Source organism: Actinomycetospora sp. C-140 (assembly GCF_054796175.1).
In genome coordinates, this window is sequence record NZ_JBTWNF010000006.1 from 274,369 (window position 1) to 296,369 (window position 22,001).

22 protein-coding genes are annotated in these 22,001 nt (G+C 74.9%); 7 read left to right on the top strand and 15 right to left on the bottom strand.

Annotated elements, in window-relative coordinates; genetic code table 11:
• Positions 1-36: 36 nt before the first annotated feature.
• Together ACR9E3_RS12940 and ACR9E3_RS12945 are read left to right on the top strand one after the other, a co-directional pair.
• Positions 37-519 carry a cation:proton antiporter regulatory subunit gene (locus tag ACR9E3_RS12940; RefSeq protein WP_460380673.1) on the top strand — a complete coding sequence of 161 codons (483 nt, stop codon included), beginning with the start codon at positions 37-39 and terminating at the stop codon, positions 517-519.
• Positions 520-541: 22 nt separating this feature from the next.
• Positions 542-1,720, top strand: coding sequence for a cation:proton antiporter (locus tag ACR9E3_RS12945; RefSeq protein ID WP_460380674.1), 1,179 nt, complete (start codon positions 542-544; stop codon positions 1,718-1,720).
• Here ACR9E3_RS12945 and ACR9E3_RS12950 read toward each other — a convergent pair.
• The 4 genes from ACR9E3_RS12950 to ACR9E3_RS12965 form a co-directional block, all read right to left on the bottom strand.
• A complete protein-coding gene (locus ACR9E3_RS12950) occupies positions 1,689-3,299 on the bottom strand; it encodes an AMP-binding protein (RefSeq protein WP_460380675.1) in 1,611 nt (536 codons plus the stop codon). The genes ACR9E3_RS12945 and ACR9E3_RS12950 overlap by 32 nt on opposite strands.
• 158 nt (positions 3,300-3,457) lie before the next feature.
• Positions 3,458-4,585, bottom strand: a complete 1,128-nt coding sequence (dapC, locus tag ACR9E3_RS12955) for a succinyldiaminopimelate transaminase (protein ID WP_460380676.1) — start codon at positions 4,583-4,585, stop codon at positions 3,458-3,460.
• On the bottom strand, positions 4,582-4,902 hold the full coding sequence (fdxA, locus tag ACR9E3_RS12960) for a ferredoxin (RefSeq protein ID WP_285653268.1): 321 nt from the start codon (positions 4,900-4,902) through the stop codon (positions 4,582-4,584). Before fdxA ends, dapC begins: the two co-directional genes overlap by 4 nt.
• A gap of 191 nt (positions 4,903-5,093) precedes the next feature.
• Complete coding sequence (locus ACR9E3_RS12965) at positions 5,094-5,921, bottom strand: hypothetical protein (RefSeq protein WP_460380677.1); 828 nt, start codon at positions 5,919-5,921, stop codon at positions 5,094-5,096.
• A gap of 84 nt (positions 5,922-6,005) precedes the next feature.
• Between ACR9E3_RS12965 and ACR9E3_RS12970 the strand changes: the two genes are divergently transcribed.
• A complete protein-coding gene (locus ACR9E3_RS12970; protein WP_460380678.1) occupies positions 6,006-7,517 on the top strand; it encodes a sulfatase family protein in 1,512 nt (503 codons plus the stop codon).
• Between the two features lies 1 nt (position 7,518).
• Here ACR9E3_RS12970 and ACR9E3_RS12975 read toward each other — a convergent pair whose 3' ends face one another.
• From ACR9E3_RS12975 to ACR9E3_RS13010, 8 genes are all read right to left on the bottom strand, one after another.
• Positions 7,519-7,995, bottom strand: a complete 477-nt coding sequence (locus tag ACR9E3_RS12975; RefSeq protein ID WP_460380679.1) for a hypothetical protein — start codon at positions 7,993-7,995, stop codon at positions 7,519-7,521.
• On the bottom strand, positions 7,992-8,852 hold the full coding sequence (gene mshB, locus ACR9E3_RS12980) for an N-acetyl-1-D-myo-inositol-2-amino-2-deoxy-alpha-D-glucopyranoside deacetylase (protein WP_460380680.1): 861 nt from the start codon (positions 8,850-8,852) through the stop codon (positions 7,992-7,994). The genes ACR9E3_RS12975 and mshB overlap by 4 nt, the downstream gene beginning before the upstream one ends.
• Positions 8,853-8,960: 108 nt before the next feature.
• A complete protein-coding gene (locus ACR9E3_RS12985; RefSeq protein ID WP_460380681.1) occupies positions 8,961-9,968 on the bottom strand; it encodes an ABC transporter ATP-binding protein in 1,008 nt (335 codons plus the stop codon).
• A complete protein-coding gene (locus tag ACR9E3_RS12990) occupies positions 9,965-10,987 on the bottom strand; it encodes an ABC transporter ATP-binding protein (RefSeq protein ID WP_460380682.1) in 1,023 nt (340 codons plus the stop codon). Before ACR9E3_RS12990 ends, ACR9E3_RS12985 begins: the two co-directional genes overlap by 4 nt.
• 2 nt (positions 10,988-10,989) lie before the next feature.
• Entirely contained in the window at positions 10,990-11,925 is a 936-nt protein-coding gene (locus tag ACR9E3_RS12995) for an ABC transporter permease (RefSeq protein ID WP_460380683.1), read from the bottom strand.
• Entirely contained in the window at positions 11,918-12,844 is a 927-nt protein-coding gene (locus tag ACR9E3_RS13000; protein ID WP_460380684.1) for an ABC transporter permease, read from the bottom strand. The genes ACR9E3_RS12995 and ACR9E3_RS13000 overlap by 8 nt, the downstream gene beginning before the upstream one ends.
• 94 nt (positions 12,845-12,938) lie before the next feature.
• Positions 12,939-14,540 carry a peptide ABC transporter substrate-binding protein gene (locus tag ACR9E3_RS13005; protein WP_460380685.1) on the bottom strand — a complete coding sequence of 534 codons (1,602 nt, stop codon included), beginning with the start codon at positions 14,538-14,540 and terminating at the stop codon, positions 12,939-12,941.
• Between the two features lie 160 nt (positions 14,541-14,700).
• A complete protein-coding gene (locus ACR9E3_RS13010; RefSeq protein WP_460380686.1) occupies positions 14,701-16,872 on the bottom strand; it encodes an ABC transporter family substrate-binding protein in 2,172 nt (723 codons plus the stop codon).
• A gap of 161 nt (positions 16,873-17,033) precedes the next feature.
• Between ACR9E3_RS13010 and ACR9E3_RS13015 the strand changes: the two genes are divergently transcribed.
• Entirely contained in the window at positions 17,034-17,300 is a 267-nt protein-coding gene (locus ACR9E3_RS13015; RefSeq protein ID WP_285653288.1) for a hypothetical protein, read from the top strand.
• On the opposite strand, the gene ACR9E3_RS13020 is transcribed toward ACR9E3_RS13015, so the two are convergent.
• Positions 17,266-17,676: an NUDIX domain-containing protein gene (locus ACR9E3_RS13020; protein WP_460380687.1), complete on the bottom strand. Its 411-nt coding sequence runs from the start codon at positions 17,674-17,676 to the stop codon at positions 17,266-17,268. The two genes, ACR9E3_RS13015 and ACR9E3_RS13020, sit on opposite strands and share 35 nt — an antisense overlap.
• A gap of 43 nt (positions 17,677-17,719) precedes the next feature.
• On the opposite strand from ACR9E3_RS13020, the gene ACR9E3_RS13025 reads away from it, so the two are divergent.
• The 3 genes from ACR9E3_RS13025 to ACR9E3_RS13035 all read left to right on the top strand — a co-directional run bounded on the left by ACR9E3_RS13025 (position 17,720) and on the right by ACR9E3_RS13035 (position 20,125).
• A complete protein-coding gene (locus ACR9E3_RS13025; RefSeq protein WP_285653294.1) occupies positions 17,720-18,022 on the top strand; it encodes a 4a-hydroxytetrahydrobiopterin dehydratase in 303 nt (100 codons plus the stop codon).
• Between the two features lie 62 nt (positions 18,023-18,084).
• Positions 18,085-19,209, top strand: coding sequence for an MFS transporter (locus tag ACR9E3_RS13030; RefSeq protein ID WP_460380688.1), 1,125 nt, complete (start codon positions 18,085-18,087; stop codon positions 19,207-19,209).
• Positions 19,210-19,549: 340 nt separating this feature from the next.
• On the top strand, positions 19,550-20,125 hold the full coding sequence (locus ACR9E3_RS13035; protein ID WP_460380689.1) for a hypothetical protein: 576 nt from the start codon (positions 19,550-19,552) through the stop codon (positions 20,123-20,125).
• A 207-nt stretch (positions 20,126-20,332) separates the two neighbouring features.
• On the opposite strand, the gene ACR9E3_RS13040 is transcribed toward ACR9E3_RS13035, so the two are convergent.
• Both ACR9E3_RS13040 and ACR9E3_RS13045 read right to left on the bottom strand, forming a co-directional pair.
• Entirely contained in the window at positions 20,333-20,971 is a 639-nt protein-coding gene (locus tag ACR9E3_RS13040) for a hypothetical protein (protein WP_460380690.1), read from the bottom strand.
• Between the two features lie 204 nt (positions 20,972-21,175).
• Positions 21,176-21,886, bottom strand: a complete 711-nt coding sequence (locus ACR9E3_RS13045; RefSeq protein WP_460380691.1) for a GPP34 family phosphoprotein — start codon at positions 21,884-21,886, stop codon at positions 21,176-21,178.
• Between the last annotated feature and the right edge of the window lie 115 nt (positions 21,887-22,001).

Consider the following 22,001-nt stretch of genomic DNA (forward strand, 5'->3'; position numbering starts at 1 on the left):
CCGTGCGTGTCCGGAACGGCCTCGTAGGGTGGCGGTGTGGACGTCGAGGTCACGCGGCTGCCGGGGATCGGCACCAAGCAGGAGTTCGACACCGCGTCGGGGCGGCGGATCGGGGTGCTGACGCATCGCGACGGGCACCGCGAGCTGCTGGTGTCCGGGCGCGACGACCCGGACGCGTGCACCGCGTCGGTGGCGCTGTCCGACGCCGAGGGCCAGGCCCTGGGCACGTTGCTCGGCGCGCCGAACCTCGTCGCGCAGCTGCAGGACCAGCAGCGCGAGGTCGAGGGCATCAGCACCGCGCAGTTCCCCGTCGGGGCCGGCTCGCCCTACGACGGGCGCACGCTGGGCGACACCGCGATGCGCACGCGCACCAGCACGTCGATCGTCGCGGTCGTGCGCGACCACGTGGTGTCGCCGTCCCCGGGCCCCGAGTTCGCGTTCCGCGCGGGCGACCTCGTCGTGGTCGTCGGCACGGGCGAGGGTCTCGGCCAGGCCGCGGCGATCCTCGAGGACGGCTGAGCCCGCCGGATTGGATGGCTCAGTGCACTCGACCGCCCTCTCGCTGATCGAGCTGGGCGCGCTCTTCTTCGGGCTCGGCGTCCTCGGGCGCACGGCCGGCCGCCTCGGCATCTCCCCGGTGCCGCTCTACCTGCTCGGCGGGCTCGCGTTCGGCGCGGGCGGCTTCGTGCCGCTCGAGGGCATCGAGCCGTTCACCGGCGTCGCCAGCGAGGTCGGCGTCGTGCTGCTGCTCCTGCTGCTCGGGCTGGAGTACTCGGCGTCCGACCTCGTCGGGGGCCTGCGGCGCTCGTGGCTGGCCGGGATCGTCGACATGGTCCTCAACGCGGCACCGGGCGCGATCGCCGCGCTGATCCTGGGCTGGGGACCGCTCGGGGCGTTGGCGATGGCCGGGGTGACGTGGGTGTCGTCGTCCGGGATCGTCGCGAAGGTCCTCGAGGAGCTGGGGCGGCTCGGTAACCGCGAGACCCCGGCGGTGCTCTCCGTGCTCGTCATGGAGGACCTGGCGATGGCCCTCTACCTCCCGATCACCACCGCGGCGCTCGCCGCGCTCGGGTTCGCCGCGGGGCTGCGGACCGTGGCCATCGCGGTCGGGCTGCTCGTCGTCGTGCTCGTGGTGGCGCTGCGGTTCGGGAACGTGGTGTCGGCGATCGTCGAGTCGCCGAGCTCCGAGGTGTTCCTGCTCCGCGTGTTCGGGATCGCGCTGCTGGTCGCCGGCATCGCCTCGGAGCTGCAGGTCTCGGCGGGCGTCGGCGCGTTCCTGCTCGGCATCGCGATCTCCGAGGACACCGCGGAGAACGCGACGCGCGTGCTCTCGCCGTTGCGCGACCTGTTCGCCGCCGTGTTCTTCGTCGTGTTCGGGCTCAACACCGACCCGGCGCAGATCCCCGCCGTGCTGCCGGCGGCGATCGCGCTGGCGATCGTCTCGACCGCGACGAAGATCGGCGCCGGCTGGTTCGCGGCCCGGCAGATCGGGGTCGGGCGTCTCGGACGGTGGCGCGCCGGCGCCGCGCTCGTCGCGCGCGGGGAGTTCTCGATCGTCATCGCCGGGCTGGCGCTCACCACGGGCTCGGTCGACCCGGGCCTCGCCCCGCTGGCGACGACGTACGTGCTGCTCATGGCGATCCTCGGCCCGGTCGCCGCGCGCGTCGTGGAACCGGTGCACGCCGCCGTCACGCGTCGGCTGCGGCCTGCCCCGTCGTGAGGCGGTCCCGCAGCACGTTCTTGCGGATCTTCCCCGAGGCCGTCACGGGCATGACGTCGACGAGGTGCCAGCTCGCCGGCGTCTTGAACGCCGCCAGGCGCGCCCGGCACCACGCGTGCAGCTCCTCGCCCGTCGGCGTCGCGCCCGCGGCGGGCCGGACGAACGCCGCGACGGTCTCGCCCCAGTGCGGGTCGGCCCGGCCGACGACCGCGACCTCGGCGACCGCGGGGTGGGTCTGGAGGAGCTCCTCGATCTCGCGGGGGTAGATGTTCTCCCCACCCCGGATGATCATGTCCTTGATCCGGCCCTCGACCCGCAGGCGGCCCTGCGCGTCCATCGAGGCCAGGTCGCCGGTGTGGTACCAGCCGGCGGCGTCGAGCACGGCCGCCGTCGCCTCGGGCTGGTCGTAGTAGCCCTCCATCACGAGGTAGCCCCGCGCGCACAGTTCGCCGACGTCACCGACGGGCACGGCCTCGCCGGTCACCGGGTCGGCGATCTTCACCTCGGTGTGCGGCAGCGGCGCCCCGAGCGTCCCGGTCCGCACGTCCTCGGGGTCGTCGGGCGCGGTCGCGGTGATGATCGGCGAGGTCTCGGTGGTCCCGAACACGATCGACATCCGCCCGCCGAGGCGCCGCTCGACCTCGCGCGCCACGTCCACGGGCACCGGGGAACCGCCGGAGAACAGGCAGCGCAGGGACGACGTGTCCCGGGCCTCCAGGTCGGGGTGGGCGAGCATCGCGATGAGCATCGTCGGCACGCCGCCGGAGATCGTGGCCCGCTCGGTCTCGATGAGCTCCAGCTGCAGCGCCGGGTCGAACGCCGTGACGTAGACGATCGTCGCCCCGGTCGTCAGCGCGCCCAGCACGCCCATCCCGCAGCCAGCGGTGTGGAACAGCGGCATCGGCCAGACGCAGACGTCCTCGGGCCCGACGCCCATCCGCCGCAGGGTGAGCCGCGCGTTCTCGAGCATCCCGTGGTGGCGCAGCAGCACGCCCTTGGGGAAGCCGGTCGTGCCGGACGTGTACTGGATCTGGACCCGGTCGTCGGGACGCACCGCCGGCAGCGCGGTCGCGGGGTCGCCGCCCGCGACGAAGGCGTCGAGCTCGGCGAGGTCGACGACCTCCCGCAGGTCGGGCAGCTCGCCGCGCACCTCGGCGACGATCTCGGCCATCGGGTTGCCGCGGTGGCTCGCGACGTGGAACAGCCCGGCGCTGCGCGACTGGCGCAGGACGTAGGCGAGCTCGGCGGGCTGGTAGGCGGGGTTCACGGTGACGAGCACCAGCCCCGCGAGCGCGGCGCCGTACTCGACGACGATCCACTCCAGCGAGTTGGGCGACCACACGGCCACGTGCTCGCCGGGCCGGAAGCGCGCCAGCAGCGCCCGCGCCACCTCCTCGGCCCGCACCAGGAGCTCGGCGTAGGTCAGGGTGCGCCGCGCGGAGGGCGCGCCCTCGACCACGGCGCGCCGATCCGGATCGGCCGCCGCGGCGAGACGCAGCGCGTCGCCGATCGTCTGCTCGGGCAGCGGCACCGTCGCGTCGCCGCTGCGGTGGGACGCTCCCGCACCGACCGTGGTCATGGCGGCCCCCTTCGCTCGTCCGGGGGACCACGGTGCTCGGTCGGGACGCGCGGTGTCACGCGCCGTCGAGGCGGATCGACCGATCGGCCCAGGGGGCCCGCAGCGAACGTGGCGTTCGCTGCTTCTCCGCGCGCGGAGTCCCGTTCTCGGCGGGCGGCTCAGCCGGCGAGGCGCTGCGCGGCGGCGGCGATCCGCTCGTCGGACGCCGTGAGGGCGACGCGGACGTGGGCGGCGCCGGCGGGGCCGTAGAACTCGCCCGGCGCGACGAGGATGCCGCGGGCGGCCAGGCGGTCGACGGTGGCGCGGCAGGGCTCGTCGGCGGTCGCCCAGAGGTAGAGCCCCGCCTCGGAATGCTCGATGCGCATCCCCGCCGCCTCGAGCGCCGGACGCAGGACGGCGCGGCGCGCGTCGTAGCGCTCGCGGGTCTCGGCGACACCGACGTCGTCGCCGAGGGCCGCGGTCATGGCCTCCTGCACGGGGCGGGGCACGATCATCCCGGCGTGCTTGCGGACCTGCAGCAGGCCGGCGACGAGGGCGGGGTCGCCGAGCACGAGGCCGGCGCGGTAACCCGCGAGGTTCGAGATCTTCGACAGCGAGTGCACGGCGAGGAGGCCCTCGAGGTCGCCGCCGTGCACGACGGGGTCGAGCACCGAGGTCGCGACCACGCCCGGGCCGGGCAGCCCGAGGTAGCACTCGTCGGCGGCGACGACCGCACCGAGGGCGCGCGCCTCGGTGACCCGGGACGCGAGCGCCGCGGCGTCGAGGACGCGCCCGGTCGGGTTGGACGGCGAGTTCAGCCAGACCAGGCGCGCGTCGGCCGGCAGCGGCTCGTCGTCGCCCACGCGCACGGGACGGGCCCCGGCGAGCTGGGCGCCGACCTCGTAGGTGGGGTAGGCGAGGTCGGGGAACGCCACGACGTCGCCGTCACCGAGGCCCAGCAGCGTCGGCAGCCACGCCACCAGCTCCTTGGAGCCGACGGTGGGCAGCACGGCGTCGGGGTCGAGGCCCTCGACGGCCGAGCGCCCCGCGCCGTGGCGGCGTCCCAGCGCCGCGGCCGCGGCCTCCCGCAGCGCGGGCGTGCCCCAGGTCTGCGGGTAGCCCGGGGAGTCCCAGGCGGCCCGCAGCGCCTCACCGACCGCCTCGGGCACCGGGTCGACGGGGGTGCCGACCGACAGGTCGACCACCCCGTCGGGGTGCCCCCGCGCGACGGCGGCGGCCCCGGTGAGGCTGTCCCACGGGAAGTCCGGGAGCGCCGGGAACCGCACCCCCGCCCCCGTGGTCGTCACTCGCCCTGTGGCGGCAGGCTCGGGACGGGTCCGGCGTCACGATCGACCTTGCCGACCTTGGCGGCACCGCCGGGCGACCCGAGCTCGTCGAAGAAGTCGACGTTGGCCTGGGTGTAGACCGACCACTGGTCGGGGACGTCGTCCTCGTAGTAGATGGCCTCGACCGGGCAGACCGGCTCGCACGCCCCGCAGTCGACGCACTCGTCGGGGTGGATGTACATCATCCGGCCCCCTTCGTAGATGCAGTCGACGGGGCACTCCTCGATGCAGCCCTTGTCGAGCACGTCGACACACGGTTCGGCAATCACGTACGTCACGTCTGCTCCTGCTCCTCACTCGCGTCGTCCGGCTCCCCGGACCTGGCTGTGGTGGTGTCACACGGTCACCAGGGGCGCCTGCGGCGAGTATTCCGTCCGTTGCCGCGTCACGCCCGTGCGGGGGCGCCCAGATTGCCCGACACGGGCATGTCGGGCGTCACATCCCGGTCACGTCACCGGTCCCGGGCCCGTCACGATCGGCCCTGCTCCCGGGCCACCCACCGCGCCGCGGCCCGGGCGGCCCGCTTGAGGCCGGAACGCTCGCTGCGGTAGCTCGCGACCGCCCCGACCACGGGCAGGTTGGCCAGTGTGCGCCAGAAGCGGCTGCCCTGCGGGCGCCGGTCGAGCTCGGACTGCAGGCCCCACAGCGTGCTCCCCATCCGCCAGACCGCCCGGGCCAGGGCGGAGAGCCGGCCCCGCTCCTCGCGCTGGGTGCCGACGCTCCCGGCCAGCTCGCCGGCCTCCCGCTCGACGTCGGCGCCGTGCGGGTCGCCGTGGCGGCTCGGGTCGACGTCCCGGCCGAACAGCACGGACGCGAGCAGGCGCACCTGCGCGTCGCGTCCGTCCATCCCGTGCTCGCTGGCGATCGCGCAGACCACGAGGCCCTGCGCCGCCAGCCCGAGGATGTCCGAGACCGGCAGCCGGCGGGCGAGCGCGCCGCCGATGCCCGGGATCGAGGCCACCGCCGAGGTGAAGCGCCCCACCCGGGACACCCACCACTGGTCGCGTTCGCCAGGGCTCATCGCCTGCCAGCGCGGGGTGCCCGGCAGCTTCGAGGTGGCCAGGCGGTCCAGTGCTCGGGCGCGCCCGGTCCGCACGGCGCGGCCGACCTTCCCGCGGCGTGTCGTGGCCGGCGACTCGGGCTCCCGGCCGTGCTCGGACAGCTCGACCGCCCGGCGCTGGGCGAGGCGCCCGAGACGGAACGGGTCGGCGTCGCGCAGACCGCGCAGGACCGGTCCGGTCGCGGCGACGAACGGGCGCAGGACGCGGACGACGTGCTCGTCGGGGATGGCGGGCATGGCCGCACGGTTCCCGACCGCCGCCCCGCTCAACCCCGGCCGGGCTTCAGCGGGCCTTCAGACCCACCGGGCACCGTCCGCGGCGTGAACGCCTTCCCCCGCCCGGCCCTCGTCCTGGCCCTCGCGCTCGCCCTCCTCGCGGCGGCGGGCTGCGCGGGGTCGCGCCGCGCCGACCCGTCCCCCGGACCGGAACTGCCGGGCCCCGACGTGCCGCCGGCGTCGCCCGTGGGGCACCCGAACGTCGTCCTCGTCCTCACCGACGACCTCGACACGAGCCTGCTGCGCTTCATGCCGCACGCGCAGCAGCTCGCGGCCCGGGGCGCGTCGTTCGCGGACTACTCGGTGAGCGACACGCTGTGCTGCCCGAGCCGGTCGTCGATCTTCACGGGCCAGTACCCGCACGACACGGGCGTGTTCACCAACACCAGCCCCGACGGCGGCTATGACGTGTTCCACGGACGCGGCCTCGAGCAGCGGACGTTCGCGACGACGCTGCAGGCGGCGGGCTACCGCACCGCGATGATGGGCAAGTACCTCAACGGCTACGAGCCGACCTCCGACGGCGTGCCGCCGGGCTGGAACGAGTGGGACGTCGCCGGCAACGGCTATCGCGAGTACGGCTACGACCTGAACCAGAACGGGCAGGTCGCGCACCACGGTGACGCGCCGGAGGACTACCTCACCGACGTCGTCTCGGCGCGCGGCCAGGACTTCGTGCGCACCCACGCCGGGGCCGGCCAGCCGTTCTTCCTCGAGATCGCGACGTTCGCGCCCCACGGTCCGTCCACGCCCGCCCCGCCGGACGTGGACGCGTTCCCGGGGCTCACCGCGCCGCGGGACCCCTCGTTCAACACCCCGGACGCCCCGGGCGCGCCGGGATGGCTGCGGTCGCTGGCGCCGCTCGACCAGCGCCAGGTCGACCGGATCGACGCGCAGTACCGCAAGCGCGCCCAGTCGGTGCAGGCCGTCGACCGCATGCTCGGCGACCTGCAGACGACGCTGGCGCAGACCGGGCAGCTGGCGAACACCGTGGTGATGTTCAGCTCCGACAACGGCTTCCACCTGGGCCAGCACCAGCTCGCGGGCGGCAAGCAGACCGCGTTCGCCACGGACCTGACGGTCCCGCTGATCGCCGCCGGGCCCGGCGTCACGCCGCGCACGGTGCCGCAGCTCGCCCAGAACGTCGACCTCGCGCCCACGATCGCCGACCTCGCCCACGCGCCCGGGCTCCCCGAGGCCGACGGCCGCTCGCTCGTCCCGCTGCTCGCCGGGACCGACCCGCCCGACTGGCGCACCGCCGCCCTCGTCGAGCACCACGGCCCCAACGACGACCCGTCCGACCCGGACCGCGCGCCGGGCCGGAACCGGTCGAACCCGCCCTCGTACACGGCGATCGAGACGGCGGCCGGCACCTACGTCGAGTACGTCACGGGCGAGCGGGAGTACCACGACCGCGCGACCGACCCGTTCCAGCGGACCAACGCCGTCGCGGCGCTCCCTCCGGACCGCGCGGCGGCGCTGCACACCACGCTCACGGCGCTCGCGGCGTGCCACGGACCGGTCGCCTGCGCCGCGGCCGGTCGGGCGCAGCCGTGAATCAGCCCCCGCCCGACTCGGCGGCGCGGGCCCGCCGGCGCCCCGTGCTCCACGACAGCACGACAGCACCGGGCAGCACGCCCGCAGCGAGCAGCAGGATGGCGCGCCAGTCGGCCGGGAGCACCCCGGCCCCGGCGGGGCTCCACAGACCGGCGACCAGCACGGTCAGCGTCCACACCGCGAGCGGCACGAGCGGGGCCCGGCTCGTCGGCGACGTCGGCAGCACGGCGTCGGCGGCGAGCACGAGCACGGGCGTCGTCAGGGCCGCGACCAGCGCGGACAGCGGCAACGGGATCCCGGCGTCGACGGTGCGCAGCGTCAGCCACGCCATCTCGGTCCACGCCAGCAGCACGGCGTCCAGGCTCAGCACGACGAGCACGAGGACGGCGAGGACGGTGGTGCCGCGGGTGGTGGAGCGAGGGTCGCCCTCGCTGCTCGCGCCGGCCTCGGGTGCCGCGGGCTCGTCGGCGGTGCTCACGGCGCCGGGAACAGGTCGTCGGGCGCACCGGCAGGGCCCCGTAGGTGCACGAAGCACTCGGTCGGCAGCACCGGCTGGGCGAGGTCGTTGGACAGCGCGAAGGCCGGGGGCTCGCGGCCGTCGTCGTAGACGCTGATCTGCGTCGCGTGCGCGCGCAGCGCGGCGAGCTTGGCGACCCGCGCGCCGCCGAGCGCGACGCGCGTGGTGATCGTCGCGTCGGGGACGGTGGGCAGGTCGTCGACGGGCGGCACCGGCACGCCGAGCCACGCTCGGCGCCGGAGCACGGCCAGGCCGGCGTCGACGTCGTCGTGGGGCGCGGCGGTGGCGGCGACCGAGATCGCGGTGGCGGCGGGGTCGACCACGGCGACGGCGGCCAGGGTGACCTCATGGGCGCGGACGTGGTCGGGGTGGCCGTAGCCGCCGCGCTCGTCGTAGGTGACCACCACGCGGGGCGCGACCTCGCGCAGCACGGCCACGAGCGCCTCGACCTGCGCGTCGAACCCGTCGGGGGCGGCGAAGGCGCCGGCGTCGAGCGACGCCGGTGCGGCGGCGCGGATGCCCGCGCCGGCGAGCACCATCCCCGAGTCGTGCCAGCGGCCCGCGTGGCCCAGCCAGCGATGGTCGGTGACGCCGAGCGCCGCGCAGGCCCGGGCCAGCTCGCCCTCGCGGAACTCGCCGAGCGCGTCGCCGGTGAGGTGCCGCAGCTCGGGCGGGATCACCTCGCCCTGCTCGCCGCGCGTGCACGTCACCAGCGTCGTCGGGACCCCCGCCGCGGCGGCGAGCGCCATGACCCCGCCGCAGGTGATCGTCTCGTCGTCCGGGTGGGCGTGGACGAGCAGCAGGGGGCCGGTGCTCACCCGGGGCACCGTAGGCCGTCCGGCGGCATGCGGCTCCGCGGGTCCCGGTGATCGAAGTCCCGATACGGACGCTCAGCGTCTGCGACGGCACTTCGCTGACAAACCCCGCTACTCCGCGCGGACGAGGTGCGGGGGTGCGGCGAAGTGGCAGGCGGCGGGGTGGTCGGTGCCGTCGCGGACCTCGAGGGCCGGCGGGTCCTCCGCGCACACCGGGGCGGCCTTGGGGCACCGGGTGCGGAAGCGGCAGCCCGAGGGCGGGTCGGCCGGGCTCGGGACGTCGCCCTCCAGACGGATCGCCTCCCGGCGCCCGCGCAGCGAGGGATCGGGCACGGGCACCGAGGACAGGAGCGCCTGCGTGTACGGGTGGCTCGCGCGGGTGTAGATCTCCTCGGCGGTGCCCGTCTCGACGATCGAGCCGAGGTACATCACGGCGACGCGGTCGCAGAGGTGGCGCACGACGCCGAGGTCGTGGGCGATGAACAGGTACGCCAGGCCGAACTCGCGCTGCAGGTCCGAGAGCAGGTTGAGCACCTGGGCCTGGATCGACACGTCGAGCGCCGAGACCGGCTCGTCGCACACGATCACCTTGGGCCGCAGCGCCAGCGCGCGGGCGATGCCGATGCGCTGGCGCTGCCCGCCGGAGAACTGGTGCGGGTAGCGGCGGATGTGCTCGGGGTTGAGCCCCACGACCTCGAGCAGCTCCTGCACCCGTCGGCGGCGGTCGCCCTTCGGCGCCACCTCGGGGTGGATGTCGAAGGGCTCGCCGACGATGTCGCCGACCGTCTTGCGGGGGTTCAGCGACGTGTACGGGTCCTGCAGGACGATCTGCATGTCGCGGCGCCACGCCGTGAGGTCGGCGCCGCGCTTGGCGAACAGGTCCTGGCCCTCGAACTCCGCGGTCCCGCTCGTCGGCGGGGTCAGGCGCATCAGCACCTGCGCGAGCGTCGATTTGCCGCACCCCGACTCGCCGACGACCCCGAGCGTCTCGCCGGGGTACAGGTCGAGCGAGACGCCGTCGACGGCGCGGACGTGCCCGATGGTCCGGCGGAACACCACGCCGCGGGTCACCGGGAAGTGCTTGACCAGGTCGCGCACCTGGAGGATGGGCTCGCTCACCGGGACACCACCTCGTGCGTCGTCGGACGGTCGGGATCCTCGGCGACGAAGCGCTCGGCGAAGTGGCACGCGGCCTGGTGGTCGCCCCCCAGCTCGCGCAGCAGGGGCACCTCGGCGGAGCACACGTCCTCCGCGTGGGCGCACCGCGGGTGGAACGGGCAGCCCGGCGGGATCGCGGACAGGCTCGGCGGCAGGCCCGGGATGGGGCGCAGCGCCGCGCCCGCCACGTCGTCCACGCGCGGCACCGAGTCCATGAGCCCCCGGGTGTAGGGGTGCCCGGGGTGCGCGTAGAGCGTCGCGGCGTCGGCGTGCTCGACGATCCGGCCCGCGTACATCACCGCGATCCGGTCGGCGACCTCCGCGACGACGCCGAGGTCGTGGGTGATGAGGATCAGGCCCATGCCCCGCTCGCGGCGCAGCTCGTCGAGCAGCTCCATGATCTGGGCCTGGACGGTGACGTCGAGCGCCGTGGTCGGCTCGTCGGCGATGAGCAGCTCGGGGTCGAGCGCGAGCGACATCGCGATCATCGCCCGCTGCCGCATGCCGCCCGAGAACTGGTGCGGGTACTCGCGGACGCGCTGCTTCGCGTTGGGGATGCGGACGAGGTCGAGCATCTCGGCCGCGCGGACCATCGCGTCCCTGCGCGACATCCCGCGGCGGAAGCGGAACTGCTCGGCGATCTGGAACCCCACCGAGTAGACGGGGTTCAGCGCCGACAGCGCGTCCTGGAAGATCATCGCCATCGACTCGCCGCGCAGCATCCGCCGGCGCTCGGGGTCGGCGCCGAGCAGCTCCTCGCCGCGGAAGCGCACCGAGCCGCCGGTGATCCGTCCCGGCGGGGTGTCGAGGATGCCCATCACCGTCTGCGCCGTGACGCTCTTGCCCGAGCCCGACTCGCCGAGCACGGCCAGCGTCTCGCCCTCGTCGACGTGGTAGCCGACGCCGTTGAGCACCGACGCCGTGTCGCGGCCCTGGCCGAACTCGACGTGGAGGTCCTCGACCTCGAGCAGAGGACTCATGATCACCGCCCCCGCGGGTCGAGCGCGTCGCGGACCGCGTCCCCGAGCATGACGAACGCCAGCACGGTGACGACGAGGAAGCCCGCCGGGAAGAGGATCGCGTGCGGGATCTGCGCGACGCGGTCCTGGGACTCGGCGATCATCACGCCCCAGGAGACGACCGGGTCCTTGAGCCCGATCCCGAGGAACGACAGCGTCGCCTCGGCCCCGATGAACGCGCCCAGCTGGATCGTCGCGTAGACGAGCACCGGCGCGAGCGTGTTGGGCAGGATGTGCCGGAAGACGATGCGCAGCGGCCCGGCACCGAGGGCCCGGGCGGCCTTGACGTAGTCCTGCTCCCTGGCCGTGATCGTCGCCGCACGCATGATCCGCATCGCGATCGGCCAGGACAGCACGGTGATCGTCGTGACCACCTGGAAGATCAGCCTGCCCTCCGGGACGAGCTCACCCGGGGGGTTGAAGGTCGTGAGGATGACGATGCCGCCGAGCACGAACGGCAGGCCGGCGAAGATCTCGGCGAAGCGCGAGAGCAACGAGTCCGGCCACCCGCCGCGGAACCCGCCGAGCAGGCCCGCGAGGGCTCCGATGACCACCGTGCCGAGCGTCGAGAGGACGCCGACCGCGAGCGTCGGGCCCGCCCCGTAGACGGCGCGGGCGTACACGTCGTGGCCCTGCAGGTCGCGCCCGAACGGCGCGTCCGGTCCGGGTTCGGCCCCGGACCCGGCCAGGTCGGTGGTGCGCGGGTCGACCGAGGTGAAGAGCGACGGGAAGAACGCCATCACCAGCAGCACGAGGATGATCGCCGAGGCGATCCAGAACAGCGGGCGGCCACGCAGCTGGCGCCACGCGTCGGTCCAGAGGCCACTGACCTCCTCGGCGGTCGGCTCCGGTTCCGGTTCCGTGTCCGCCGGGTGGGCGGCGAGCAGCGGTTCAGTCATAGCGGATCCTCGGGTCGAGCACGGCGTAGAGCAGGTCCACGACGAGGTTCGCGATCAGGTAGACGATCACCAGCAGGACGACGATGCCGACGACGGTGGCGGTGTCCTGCTGCAGGATGCCCTTGAAGACGAGCCCGCCGATCCCCCGGATGTTGAACACGCCCTCGGTGACGATCGCGCCGCCCATGAGCGCGCCGATGTCGGTCCCGAGGAAGGTGATCACCGGTATCAGCGAGTTCCGCAGCATGTGCACGCCGACCACCCGCCGGCGCGGGAGCCCCTTGGCCACGGCCGTGCGCACGTAGTCGGCGCGGGTGTTCTCGATGAGGCTCGTGCGCGTCAGCCGGGCGACGTAGGCCATCGACAGGCTGCCGAGCACGAACCCGGGGACGAGCAGGTCGACGATCGACGGGTCGTTGGGCACCGACGTCCGGATGATCCCGAGCTCGACCCCGAGCACCTGCTTGAACACGAGGCCGGTGACGAACACCGGCAGCGAGATGAGGAACAGCGTCGAGACGAGCACGAGCGAGTCGACGAACCCGCGGCCGCGCAGGCCGGAGACGATGCCGGCGAGGATGCCGATGACGGCCTCGATCGCGACGGCGACGAGCGCCAGCTTGATCGTGGTGGGGTACGCGCCGGCGATGAGGGCGGAGACCTCGGTGCCCGAGAACGTCTGGCCGAAGTCGCCGGTCAGCACGGCGCCGAGGTACTTCAGGTACTGGACGATGATGTTGTCGTCGAGGTTGTAGCGCTCGGTCATCGTCGCGATGTAGGCGGGTGAGCAGGCACGCTGCCCGCACTTGCCGGCGAACGGGTCGTCGGACAGCCCCCACACCAGCGCGTAGACGATGAACGTGGTCCCGATGAACACCGGGATCAGCTGCAGCAGACGCCGCAGGGTGTAGCGGCCCACGGACTACCTCCTTCGGGGCCCCGACCCGCGGCCCGTGACCGCGCGACGGTGCGCGGTCACGGGCCCGGTGGTGGTGGTCGCCTCCCGGAAGAGGTCAGCCCTGCGGGTTGAGCCGGTAGGTGCTGGTGTCCTGCCGGTTCAGCGGGTTCTGCTCGGCCTGCGCCACCCGAGACCCGTTGCCGTAGACGATCGGACGGCTCCAGAGCGGGATGCTCGGCATGTCGTTCAGCACGAGGCGTTCCGCCGCCGCGTAGCCCTGGTCGGCCGCCTGGACGGTCGGGGCCTGGTCGGCCGCGGACAGCGCCGCGTCGACGGCCGGGTTGGAGTACCCGTAGTCGTTCGACGAGGCGTCGGTGCGGTAGAGCTGGGTCAGGAACGTCTCGATGTCCGGGTAGTCGCCCTGCCAGCCGGCCCGGAAGAGGCCGGTGAACTGCTTGGCGTTCGCGAGGCGGCGCTGCTCGGAGAACGACGGCACCGGCGCGTAGCGGACGTCGATCCCGAGGGTCTGCCGGATGCTGTTGGCCACGGCCTGCATGTACGGGTCGTGCCCGCCGTCGGAGTTGGCGGTCAGGGTCAGCGGACCCTGGAACCCGCCGGCCTGCGCGAGCAGCTGCCGAGCCATGTCGGGGTTGTAGGTGCAGTACACGCCGCACTGGTTCGGCTCGTAACCCTCCGCGGCGGACGTCGCGTAGCCGGTGGCGGGGGTGTACACGCCGCCGAAGATCTGGTTGACGATCGTCTGCCGGTCGATGGCCATCGAGATCGCCTTGCGCAGGTTCGGGTTGGCGAAGCGCGGGTCGTAGAGCGGGACCCCCAGGGAGTCGGTGACCAGGCCCTCCTTCTGGCGGGCGCCGGCGCCGAGGTCGGTCTTCCACCGGTTGCCGGCCAGGGCCGCGCTGGGGATCGCGCGGATGTGGTCGAGGTTGCCGGAGACGACGTCGTCGTACGCGGTCTGCAGCTCGCCGTAGACGCGGAACTCCAGGCGCTGGGCCTGCGGCTTGTCGGTGCCCGCGTACTGGTCGTTGCGGACCAGCGTCAGGTTCTGGTTCGGGGTGCGGGACTCGAAGCGGAACTCGCCGTTGCCCACCGGCGCGGCCTCGTAGCCGGCGCGGTCGGTGAAGAACTTCTGGGGCAGCGGGTAGTACGCCGAGTACCCGAGGGTGACCGGGAAGATCGTGAACGGCTGCTTGAGCGTCACCGTGAACGTCTGCGGGTCGACCACGCGCAGCCCGCGCATCGTCTGCGCGGTCGGCGCCTCGGTGGAGACCTCGTCGTACCCGTCGATCTTCTCCATGAACGACTGCGCCTGGGCGGCGTTGGTGCCCAGCGCGGTCCAGTTCCAGGAGTCGACGAAGTTCTGCGCCGTCACCGGGGTGCCGTCGTGGAACGTCCAGCCCGGCTTGATCTTGATGGTGAAGGTCTTGTTGTCCGTCGTCGTGATCGAGTCGGCCATCTCGTCGGACGGCTGCCCGGTGTTCACGTCGTACTTGACGAGCCCGGTGAACAGCGCGTCGATGGCGTCGCCACCGTTCTGCTCGGTGGTGTTGCCCGGGATGAGCGGGTTCTCCGGCTCGGCCCACTCGATGCTGATCGTCTGGGCGGACTGGTCGCCGCCCCCTGAACCGCCGCACGCGGTGGCGACCAGTGCCACGGCGAGCATCCCGGCCACGATCGCGGCCAACCGACGCAACGACAACGTTCCTCCTCGGGGGTGTCAGGACGTGGTGTCCCCCGCGCGGGTAACTGACCGGATACGGCCCGTCACGCGGCCGCAGGCAACCTAAGCGTTTCCTTTGAATGCGGCAAGACTTCCGGGAACGTTCACGTGAACTGTCACGCGGTCGTCAGGCGCGACGTCAGTTGATGCCGTCGTCGCCGCGCTGGCTCGCCGGCGGCGGGGTCCACCGGTCGGCTCCCGCGAACGGGCTCTCGGGCAGCGGCGGGACGACGACGTCGGTGCGGTCGGCCGGGCCGACGAGCACGGAGGCGGCCTGGAAGAGCGGGATCGTCGGCAGCGAGCTCCACAGCGCGGGCTCGGCGAGCGCGAGAGCGGTGTCCGGCGAGACCGTCCCCGCCGACGCGGCGTCGAGCAGCGACTGCATCGCGGGGTCGCAGAACCCGGTGGGCGTCAGCGCCTCCGAGGCCTGGGGCTCGGTGAGCTCCTCGGTGATCTCGGCGAGCTCGTCGGCGTCGGGCGCGGCGCCGGTCGTCGTCGCTCCCGGCGCGACGGTCGACGTCGGGGCGGCCCCGGTGGCCGAGGCGGCCGGTGCCGCGCTCGTGGGCGCCGAGGTGCTCGTGGGCGCGGCCGGGGTGCTCGGTGCCGTCGACGTCGCCCCCGGGGCGGCCGCGGGCGTCAGGTCGGAGGCCGCGACGTCGGAGGCCGGGTCGGACAGGGTGCGCCCGGAGGTCGACGGCGCGCGCCCGCCGGGGCAGCCGACCACCGAGGCCAGGTCGGTGATCGGGTCGGTCCCGACGGGCAGCGCCTCGAGCGCGACGTCGGCGACGGCGAGATCCGAGGGCGAGTCCGGGGTCGGCGGCACGGTCGTCGTGGTCGTGCCCGGCCCGGCCGACGTGCTCGTGGAGCCGGCCGGCAGTGGGGTGGGCGTGCCCGTCGGGGTCCGGGCCGGCGTGGGCGAGCCCGGGGTCGGCACCGGCGTCGGCTGGGCCGGGGTGCCCGTGGACGTCGTCGAGGCGGGGCCGCGTCCGGGCAGGAAGCCGGCGTCGCCCCCGTCGGCGACCACCACCGAGGCGATGCCCGCGGCGCGCAGCTGCGTGGCGAGGGTGCCGAGCAGCCGTCCGTACGGCGCGACCTGCGGCGGCGCCGCCAGGCGCAGCACCAGCGGCTGCCCCGCGCGGGCCCAGATGCCGTCCTCGCCACGGGTGTAGCCGGCGTCGGTGAGCAGCCGCGCGGCCTCGTCGAGGTCGCGCCGCGCGGCCGGCGAGTCGGCGGGCAGGGTCGGCCGGTAGCCCGGCTGGGACGGCGCGCGCGCGAACGCGTCCGCGGGCAGGTCGGCGCTCGGTCCCCCGTCGGTGCCCACGGAGCGCAGGGCCGTGCGATCGATCGACGCGGCCAGGGCGCGCCGCACCCGGAGGTCGGCGAGCGGGCCGTCGTCGCTGCGCAGCGCCAGCTGTACGAGCGCCGGCTCGGGCAGGGGGCGCACGGTCAGCCCGGGGCCGGCGGCGGCCAGCGCGGCGAGGTCGTCGCCGGTGGCGCGGAACTGGGTGGCCTGGACGTCGCCCGACCGCACGCGATCGATGAGCGACGTGGCCTCGGCGGCCTGGAAGACGACCTCGTCGGGGACCCCGGGCGTACCCCAGTAGCGGTCGTTGCGGGCCAGCGTCACCTGGCCGCGGATGCGGTCGACGACGCGCACCTGGTACGGCCCCGCCGACACCGGGATGCTGTCGGTCAACCCGCCGCCCCACGACCCGGGCGCGTCCTTGAGCAGGTGCGCAGGCAGCAGGTGGTCGAAGAGCGTCTGCCAGGCCGGGAAGGGCCGGTCGAACACCACGTCGACGGCCTTGCCGCCGGCCCGGGAGCGCACGTCGCTGACCGCCCGGTACCCGGCCGCGCCGACGGTGCCGGGCTGGCTGCGCATCTGCTGCCACAGGTAGACGAAGTCCTCGGCGGCGACCGGGGCGTTGTCCGACCACGTCGCCGCCGGGGCGATCTCGTAGGACACCGTGAACGGCTGGGTCGCGCTGACGCGCGCGGACGTCACGACGGAGGTGTCGAGACGCGGCTCGCCGTCGGGCCCGGGGCGGAACGCCGAGGGAAGCACGAGTGCGGCCATCCCGCGGGAGACGGGGGTGTCGTCGGCGACGCGGTGGGGGTTGAAGCCCACCCCGAGATCGTCGACGCCGAGACGGAGCTCGGTCGGGTCCGGCTCGAGCTGCGGAGTCGGCGCGGGCGCCGGGGAGGGGACCTGCCCGACGACGGGCGGCGGCGCGCCGGAGCAGGCCGCCAGGACCGCGAGGGCGAGCAGGAGGGCGGGGAGGACTCCGACGGCACGTCGGGGACCAGTCACGCCTTCGTCCCGGCCTCTCTTCCTCGGGGGACCGCCCTGGGCTTCCGGCACCGGCGCGTCCGCGTGACCCGCCGGACCGGCGAACTCATCGTGGCACGGTGCGCGTTGCACCAGGTCGACGGGTCTGGTCCTGGGACCCCGTCGGAGGTTAGCCTCACCTCATGGGCAAGGGAGCCAAGAAGGACAAGGAGGCCGCCTCCTCGAAGGCCACCAAGTCCTCCAAGGGCACGAAGGTCCCCCTGCACCTGGCCCACTACGCGCACGCCGCGACGCTCACCGGCGCCAAGAAGATCAAGAAGAAGTGCTGCCGGTCGACCCCCCGCTGCAAGGGCTGCCCGGTGGTGCTCATGCGCGCCGCGCGGCTGCAGGAGTCCGGCGTGGAGGGCAAGGACCTCAAGAAGGCGCTGAAGAAGGCCCGCGCCGCCTGAGCAGCGTCGCGAGGGCGGGCAGCACCTCGCGGTCGGTGTCGAGCCAGTCGAGGCCGTCGAGCTCGTCGGGACCCACCCACCGCAGGGCGTCGTGCTCGAGCGCGGTCGGCTCCGCGTCCGTGCGGCACACCCGGATCCGCAGGACCTTCTCCCCCGGCAGCGCCACCTCGGGCCCGAGGCGTTCGCCGACACCCACGTCGGCGAGCGCCAGCTCCTCGCGCAGCTCTCGGGCCAGCGCCGTCGCCTCGTCCTCGCCCGGCTCCACCGCACCGCCCGGCAGCTCCCAGCGGCCGGCGGCCGCCGCCGGCCGCGTGCGGCGCGCCGCGAGCACCCGCCCGTCGCGCACCACAGCGGCCCCGACCACCACACCGGTCATGCTGATCAGTGTGGGTCATCGGCACGCGTGTCAGGATGCGGCCATGGCTGAACTCCTGGACGAGAGCGCGATCGCCGAGGCCCTGGAGAAGCTGCCCGGCTGGCAGCGGGAGGACGACGCCACGATCGTCCGTTTCGCGAAGCTGCCGAGCTTCCCCGAGGCCGTCGCGGCGGTCGACGAGGTCGCCGAGCTGGCCGAGGCGGACAACCACCACCCGGACATGGACATCCGGTACAACAGCCTGAAGTTCAAGCTGTCCACGCACTCCGAGGGCGGCCTCACCGCCAAGGACACCGATCTCGCCGCGAAGATCTCGGGGGTCCTCGACCGCCGCGGCGCTTCCTGACCACCGGCCGGGCCCCGGAGCCTCTCTGGACCGTCCCGTTCGTCGCGGTCCTCGTCGCGACCGTGCTGGCCTTCGGCGGCTACGCCCTGCTGCTGCCGGTGGTGCCGGTGCACGCGGCGGCCGGCGGGGCCTCCCCCGCCGCGGCGGGCGCCACGACCGGCGTCTTCATGGCGGCGACGGTCGCCGCCCAGCTCACCGTCCCGGCCGTCCTGCGACGCGTCGGCGCGCGGACCGCGCTGGTCGTCGGCGTCCTGGCGCTCGGGGCGCCCGCGGCGCTGCTCGTGGCGACCGCGGCGCTGCCGGTGCTGGTCGGTGTCGCGGTCGTCCGGGGGCTCGGCTTCGGGCTGGTGACGGTGACGGGCGCGGCCGTGGTCGCCGACCTGGCCCCGGCCGCGCGCCGCGGGCGCGCCGTCGGGCTCTACGGCCTCGCCCTCGGGCTCCCCCAGCTCGCCCTGCTCAGCGGTGGGGTGTGGGCGTACGCGGCGCTCGGACCGGTCGTCGTGATGCTCGCGGGCGCCGTGCTGCCCGTCGCCGCCGCCCTCGTGTGCGTGCGGCTGCCGGCACGGACCGCACCGCCGGCCGCCCCCGCCCCCGGGCGCGCCCTCCCGCTGTCCGTCGTGGCCGGGCCGTGGACGGCGATGGTCGTCTCGGCGGCCGCGGCCGGTGGTGTGATCACGGTGCTGCCGCTGTGGACGCCCGGCACCGGGGACCCGGCGGGCCTCGCGGGCGGGACCACCACCGCGGCGATCGCGCTCGCCGTCCTCACCGCGGGCCAGCTCGCCGGGCGCAGCCTGGCCGGCGAGCTCGCGGACCGCCCGGGAACGCGTCGGACGCCCGTCGTGACCCTGCTCGGGCTCGCCGCCGTGGCGGCCGGCGCCGCGATCGTGGCCCTGGGCGGCACGGCCGTCGCCGCCCTCGTGCTCGCCGGGGCCGCCCTCGTCGGCCTCGGGTTCGGCGCGGTGCAGAGCGACACGCTCGTCGACCTCTTCGCCCGCGCCGGGCCCGCGCACTCCGGCGCGGCCAGCACCTGGTGGAACACCGCCTACGACGCCGGCACCGGCCTCGGGGCCGCGGTGCTCTCGGCGATCCTCGGCGCCGCCGGCGCGCCGGAGGCCTTCCTCGTCGCCGCTCTCGCCTGCGTTGTCGTCGCGCCGATCGCGCCGGCCCTGGCGCGCCGCCGGGCCTGAGCGTTCCGGGCCGGCCTCGAGGACGCTGGGCATGATCAACGGGCGTGGCGGCCTGCCGCCCGTGCCGGTCGTGTCGACCACGGGTCCCGCCGACGGGCTCCGCACCCCGCCGAAGCCCGCGGCCGACGTCTGAGGACAGCGGTGCGTCCGACCGGTCGCGGAGATCGCCCGTCCGGCCTCTGACGATCTCCGTGGGTGGACGGTGCGCGTCCTCACGGGTGATCTCGCGCCGCGTTCGGGCGAGACGGCGTTCCGGCGGGTCACGGGTGTGGTGTCGCCCGCGATGTCCGCCTGTGCCCGACCCGTCACGGTTCCGGGTCCCGCGGTGACGGAGGCCGGCGTGGTGAAGAAGCTGCTGCTCGCGGCGCTGTTCGGTGCCGTGGTCATGCTCGGGTCGGCGCAGGCCGGCTACCTCACGCCGGCGACGCAGCCGGAGCCCGCGGACCCGGGCGCCGCGCCGGCGCTGTCGACCTCGGCGACGCCGGCGGGTCCGGTGCCCGGTGGCCCCGGGGCACCGCCGGTCCCGGCCGGCCCGGGCGTGCCGGTCGTCCCCGGTGCGCCCGCCGGTCCGGTGGCGGTGGCGACCGCGGGGAACGCGACCGCGGACCCGACAGGACGCGCGTCGTCGGGCAGCAGCGCACGCTCCGGGGGGTCGGGCAGGTCGGGGGGCTCGAGCGGCTCCGGGGGGTCCGCGGGCTCGGGTGGCTCGGGTGGCTCGGGTGGCTCGGGTGGCTCAGGCGGCTCCTCCGGGCACTCGTCGGGCTCGTCAGGCGGCTCGTCGGGTGGCTCGGGGTCCGGCGGCTCGTCGGGAGGCTCGTCCGGCGGGTCCTCGGGCGGTTCCGACGGGTCGGGCGGCGTCGGCGTCGACGCGTGCGTACTGCGGGCCGTCTGCGTCGGCGTCGGGCTCGGTGGCTGACCTCCGGCGGGTACCCCTGGCGGGCCGCTCCGTGATCGCGATCTCGGTGACGTCCGCACTCACATCTGCAGGGGTTCGTCACCGAGTTCGCGATCAGGCCCGACCCGGCGTGTCGCGCAGCGAGGACGTGGCGATCCTGGCGTCAGACGGCCAGGAAAGCCGCAGTGCTCGAACACGGGGCCGCGGCGGACCGGGTCCCCGGAGGACTCAGACGTGCGACGGCTCGACGACGAGCGGGGCGCCCGACCGCTCGACGCGCTCGGCGCGCTCGGCGCGCTCGGCGCGCTCGGCGTCGCGGACCGCGGCGATGGTGTCGTCGAGGAGCCCGATGAGCATCCGGTCGCGCGCGTCGGCGTCGAGATCGGCCACGCGGGCGGCCACGAGCAGGTGGGCGCAGGCGTGGTTGACCGGGCCGACGTGCAGCAGTGTCGCGAGCCGCCCGCCGTTCCCGTTCTCGCCCCGTCCCGGGCGACGCGGGGCGACGGACTCCCGCCGCTCGAGGCGGCGCTGCAGCCGCGGGAAGAAGCGGTTGCCCGGGTCGACGGCCAGGCCGGCCCTGGCGATCGTCGCGAGCACGATCGGGCGGACCTCGACGCCGGGCTCGCGGCCGAGCCCGATCAGGGTCACGGCGCGGGTGGCGAGCTGCTGGCGGGAGGTCGACGACACCGCGTCGTTGACCTGCCAGGCGACCGCCGCCAGCGCGGGATGGGTACAGCTCGGCCGGTCGGTGAAGCGTTCACCGGCGAGCACGGAGACGTACTCCATGAGGCAGCTGCCGGCCTCGGCATCGCGGTGCGCGCCGGCCTCGAGCACCGGCAGGCCCTCCGGAGGGCGGGTCGACGTCATGGGAAGCCCCCTTCCCCGGCCCCGGGCTCTCTCGCCCGGTCGGATGCCCTACCGTAGACCGATTCCGGCCCGAGAACAGGGGGTCCGGTCGAGGGAATCGCGAGCGACGGGGCCGCCCGGGGGCGATCACTGCTCCGAATCGATCAACCCGCGACGATCAGACACGGTGGATCATCGCGAGATCGGGTCGGGACGGGCCCGAGGTCAGCGCTCGGAGCCGATGACGGTGGTGGCGGTGAGCGCCGCGAGGACGGCGCCGACCGTCGGCGAGACCAGCCGGCGGATGTCCTGGGCGACCCCGAGCGACACGTGCCGACCGTCGGCGACGGCCCGCGCGCGCCGGGTCGACCCGGTGACGTCGACCGGGGTCAGGCTGCGCACCCGGCGACCGTGGTGGAGCAGCACGATGAGCATCGCGACCGCCTCGTCCGGGTCCTCCTCGCCGTCGAGGGCGGCGCGGACCACGGCCCGGTCGTGGTGCAGCGCGTCCACCTCGTGCACCCGCAGGGCCGACCCGAACACCGGCATGGCGACGTAGCCGAACACGCGGCGCGGCTCGCGGGCGGCCAGGCCGCGCTCGACGAGGCGGTCCATCGTGCGGCGGATCATCTGGGCCCCGCGCTGGCCGGTGACGGCGTGCTGCAGGTCGGACTTGGCGCCGCCGTGGCCGAGCAGACCGTCGGCGACCCAGGCGAGCAACGGGTCGGTGGGCTCGACGGGGCCGCGCCGGTAGGAGGTGCCCGCGTCGAGCAGCGAGGCGTCGAGCAGCAGCTCCACCATCGCGGCCGCCACGAGCAGGCCGGCCGGCTCGGTGAGGGTCGACAGGGGGCGGCCCTCGTCGTCACCGAGGACCCAGGCCACCCGCTCGGGCAGCGTCAGATCCGCGGTCCGGGACGACCACCGCTCCGAGCGCACGGAGACAGACTAGGCACGATCGTCCCCCACCCGAGCGAGCAGTCCCCGGACGGCGGCACACGGCGTCGAGCGGTGCGCCCGCGCGGGTGATCGAGGGCGACCGACCGGCCCGCGG

Excerpts from the sequence above, each read along its gene's own strand:
- ACR9E3_RS13040 (WP_460380690.1), bottom strand. The coding sequence starts at position 20,971 with ATGACGTCGACCCGCCCTCCGGAGGGCCTGCCGGTGCTCGAGGCCGGC.
- ACR9E3_RS12995 (WP_460380683.1), bottom strand. The coding sequence starts at position 11,925 with ATGACTGAACCGCTGCTCGCCGCCCACCCGGCGGACACGGAACCGGAA.
- ACR9E3_RS12965 (WP_460380677.1), bottom strand. The coding sequence starts at position 5,921 with ATGCCCGCCATCCCCGACGAGCACGTCGTCCGCGTCCTGCGCCCGTTC.
- ACR9E3_RS13015 (WP_285653288.1), top strand. The coding sequence starts at position 17,034 with ATGGGCAAGGGAGCCAAGAAGGACAAGGAGGCCGCCTCCTCGAAGGCC.
- ACR9E3_RS12990 (WP_460380682.1), bottom strand. The coding sequence starts at position 10,987 with ATGAGTCCTCTGCTCGAGGTCGAGGACCTCCACGTCGAGTTCGGCCAG.
- ACR9E3_RS13025 (WP_285653294.1), top strand. The coding sequence starts at position 17,720 with ATGGCTGAACTCCTGGACGAGAGCGCGATCGCCGAGGCCCTGGAGAAG.
- ACR9E3_RS12950 (WP_460380675.1), bottom strand. The coding sequence starts at position 3,299 with ATGACCACGGTCGGTGCGGGAGCGTCCCACCGCAGCGGCGACGCGACG.
- ACR9E3_RS13020 (WP_460380687.1), bottom strand. The coding sequence starts at position 17,676 with ATGACCGGTGTGGTGGTCGGGGCCGCTGTGGTGCGCGACGGGCGGGTG.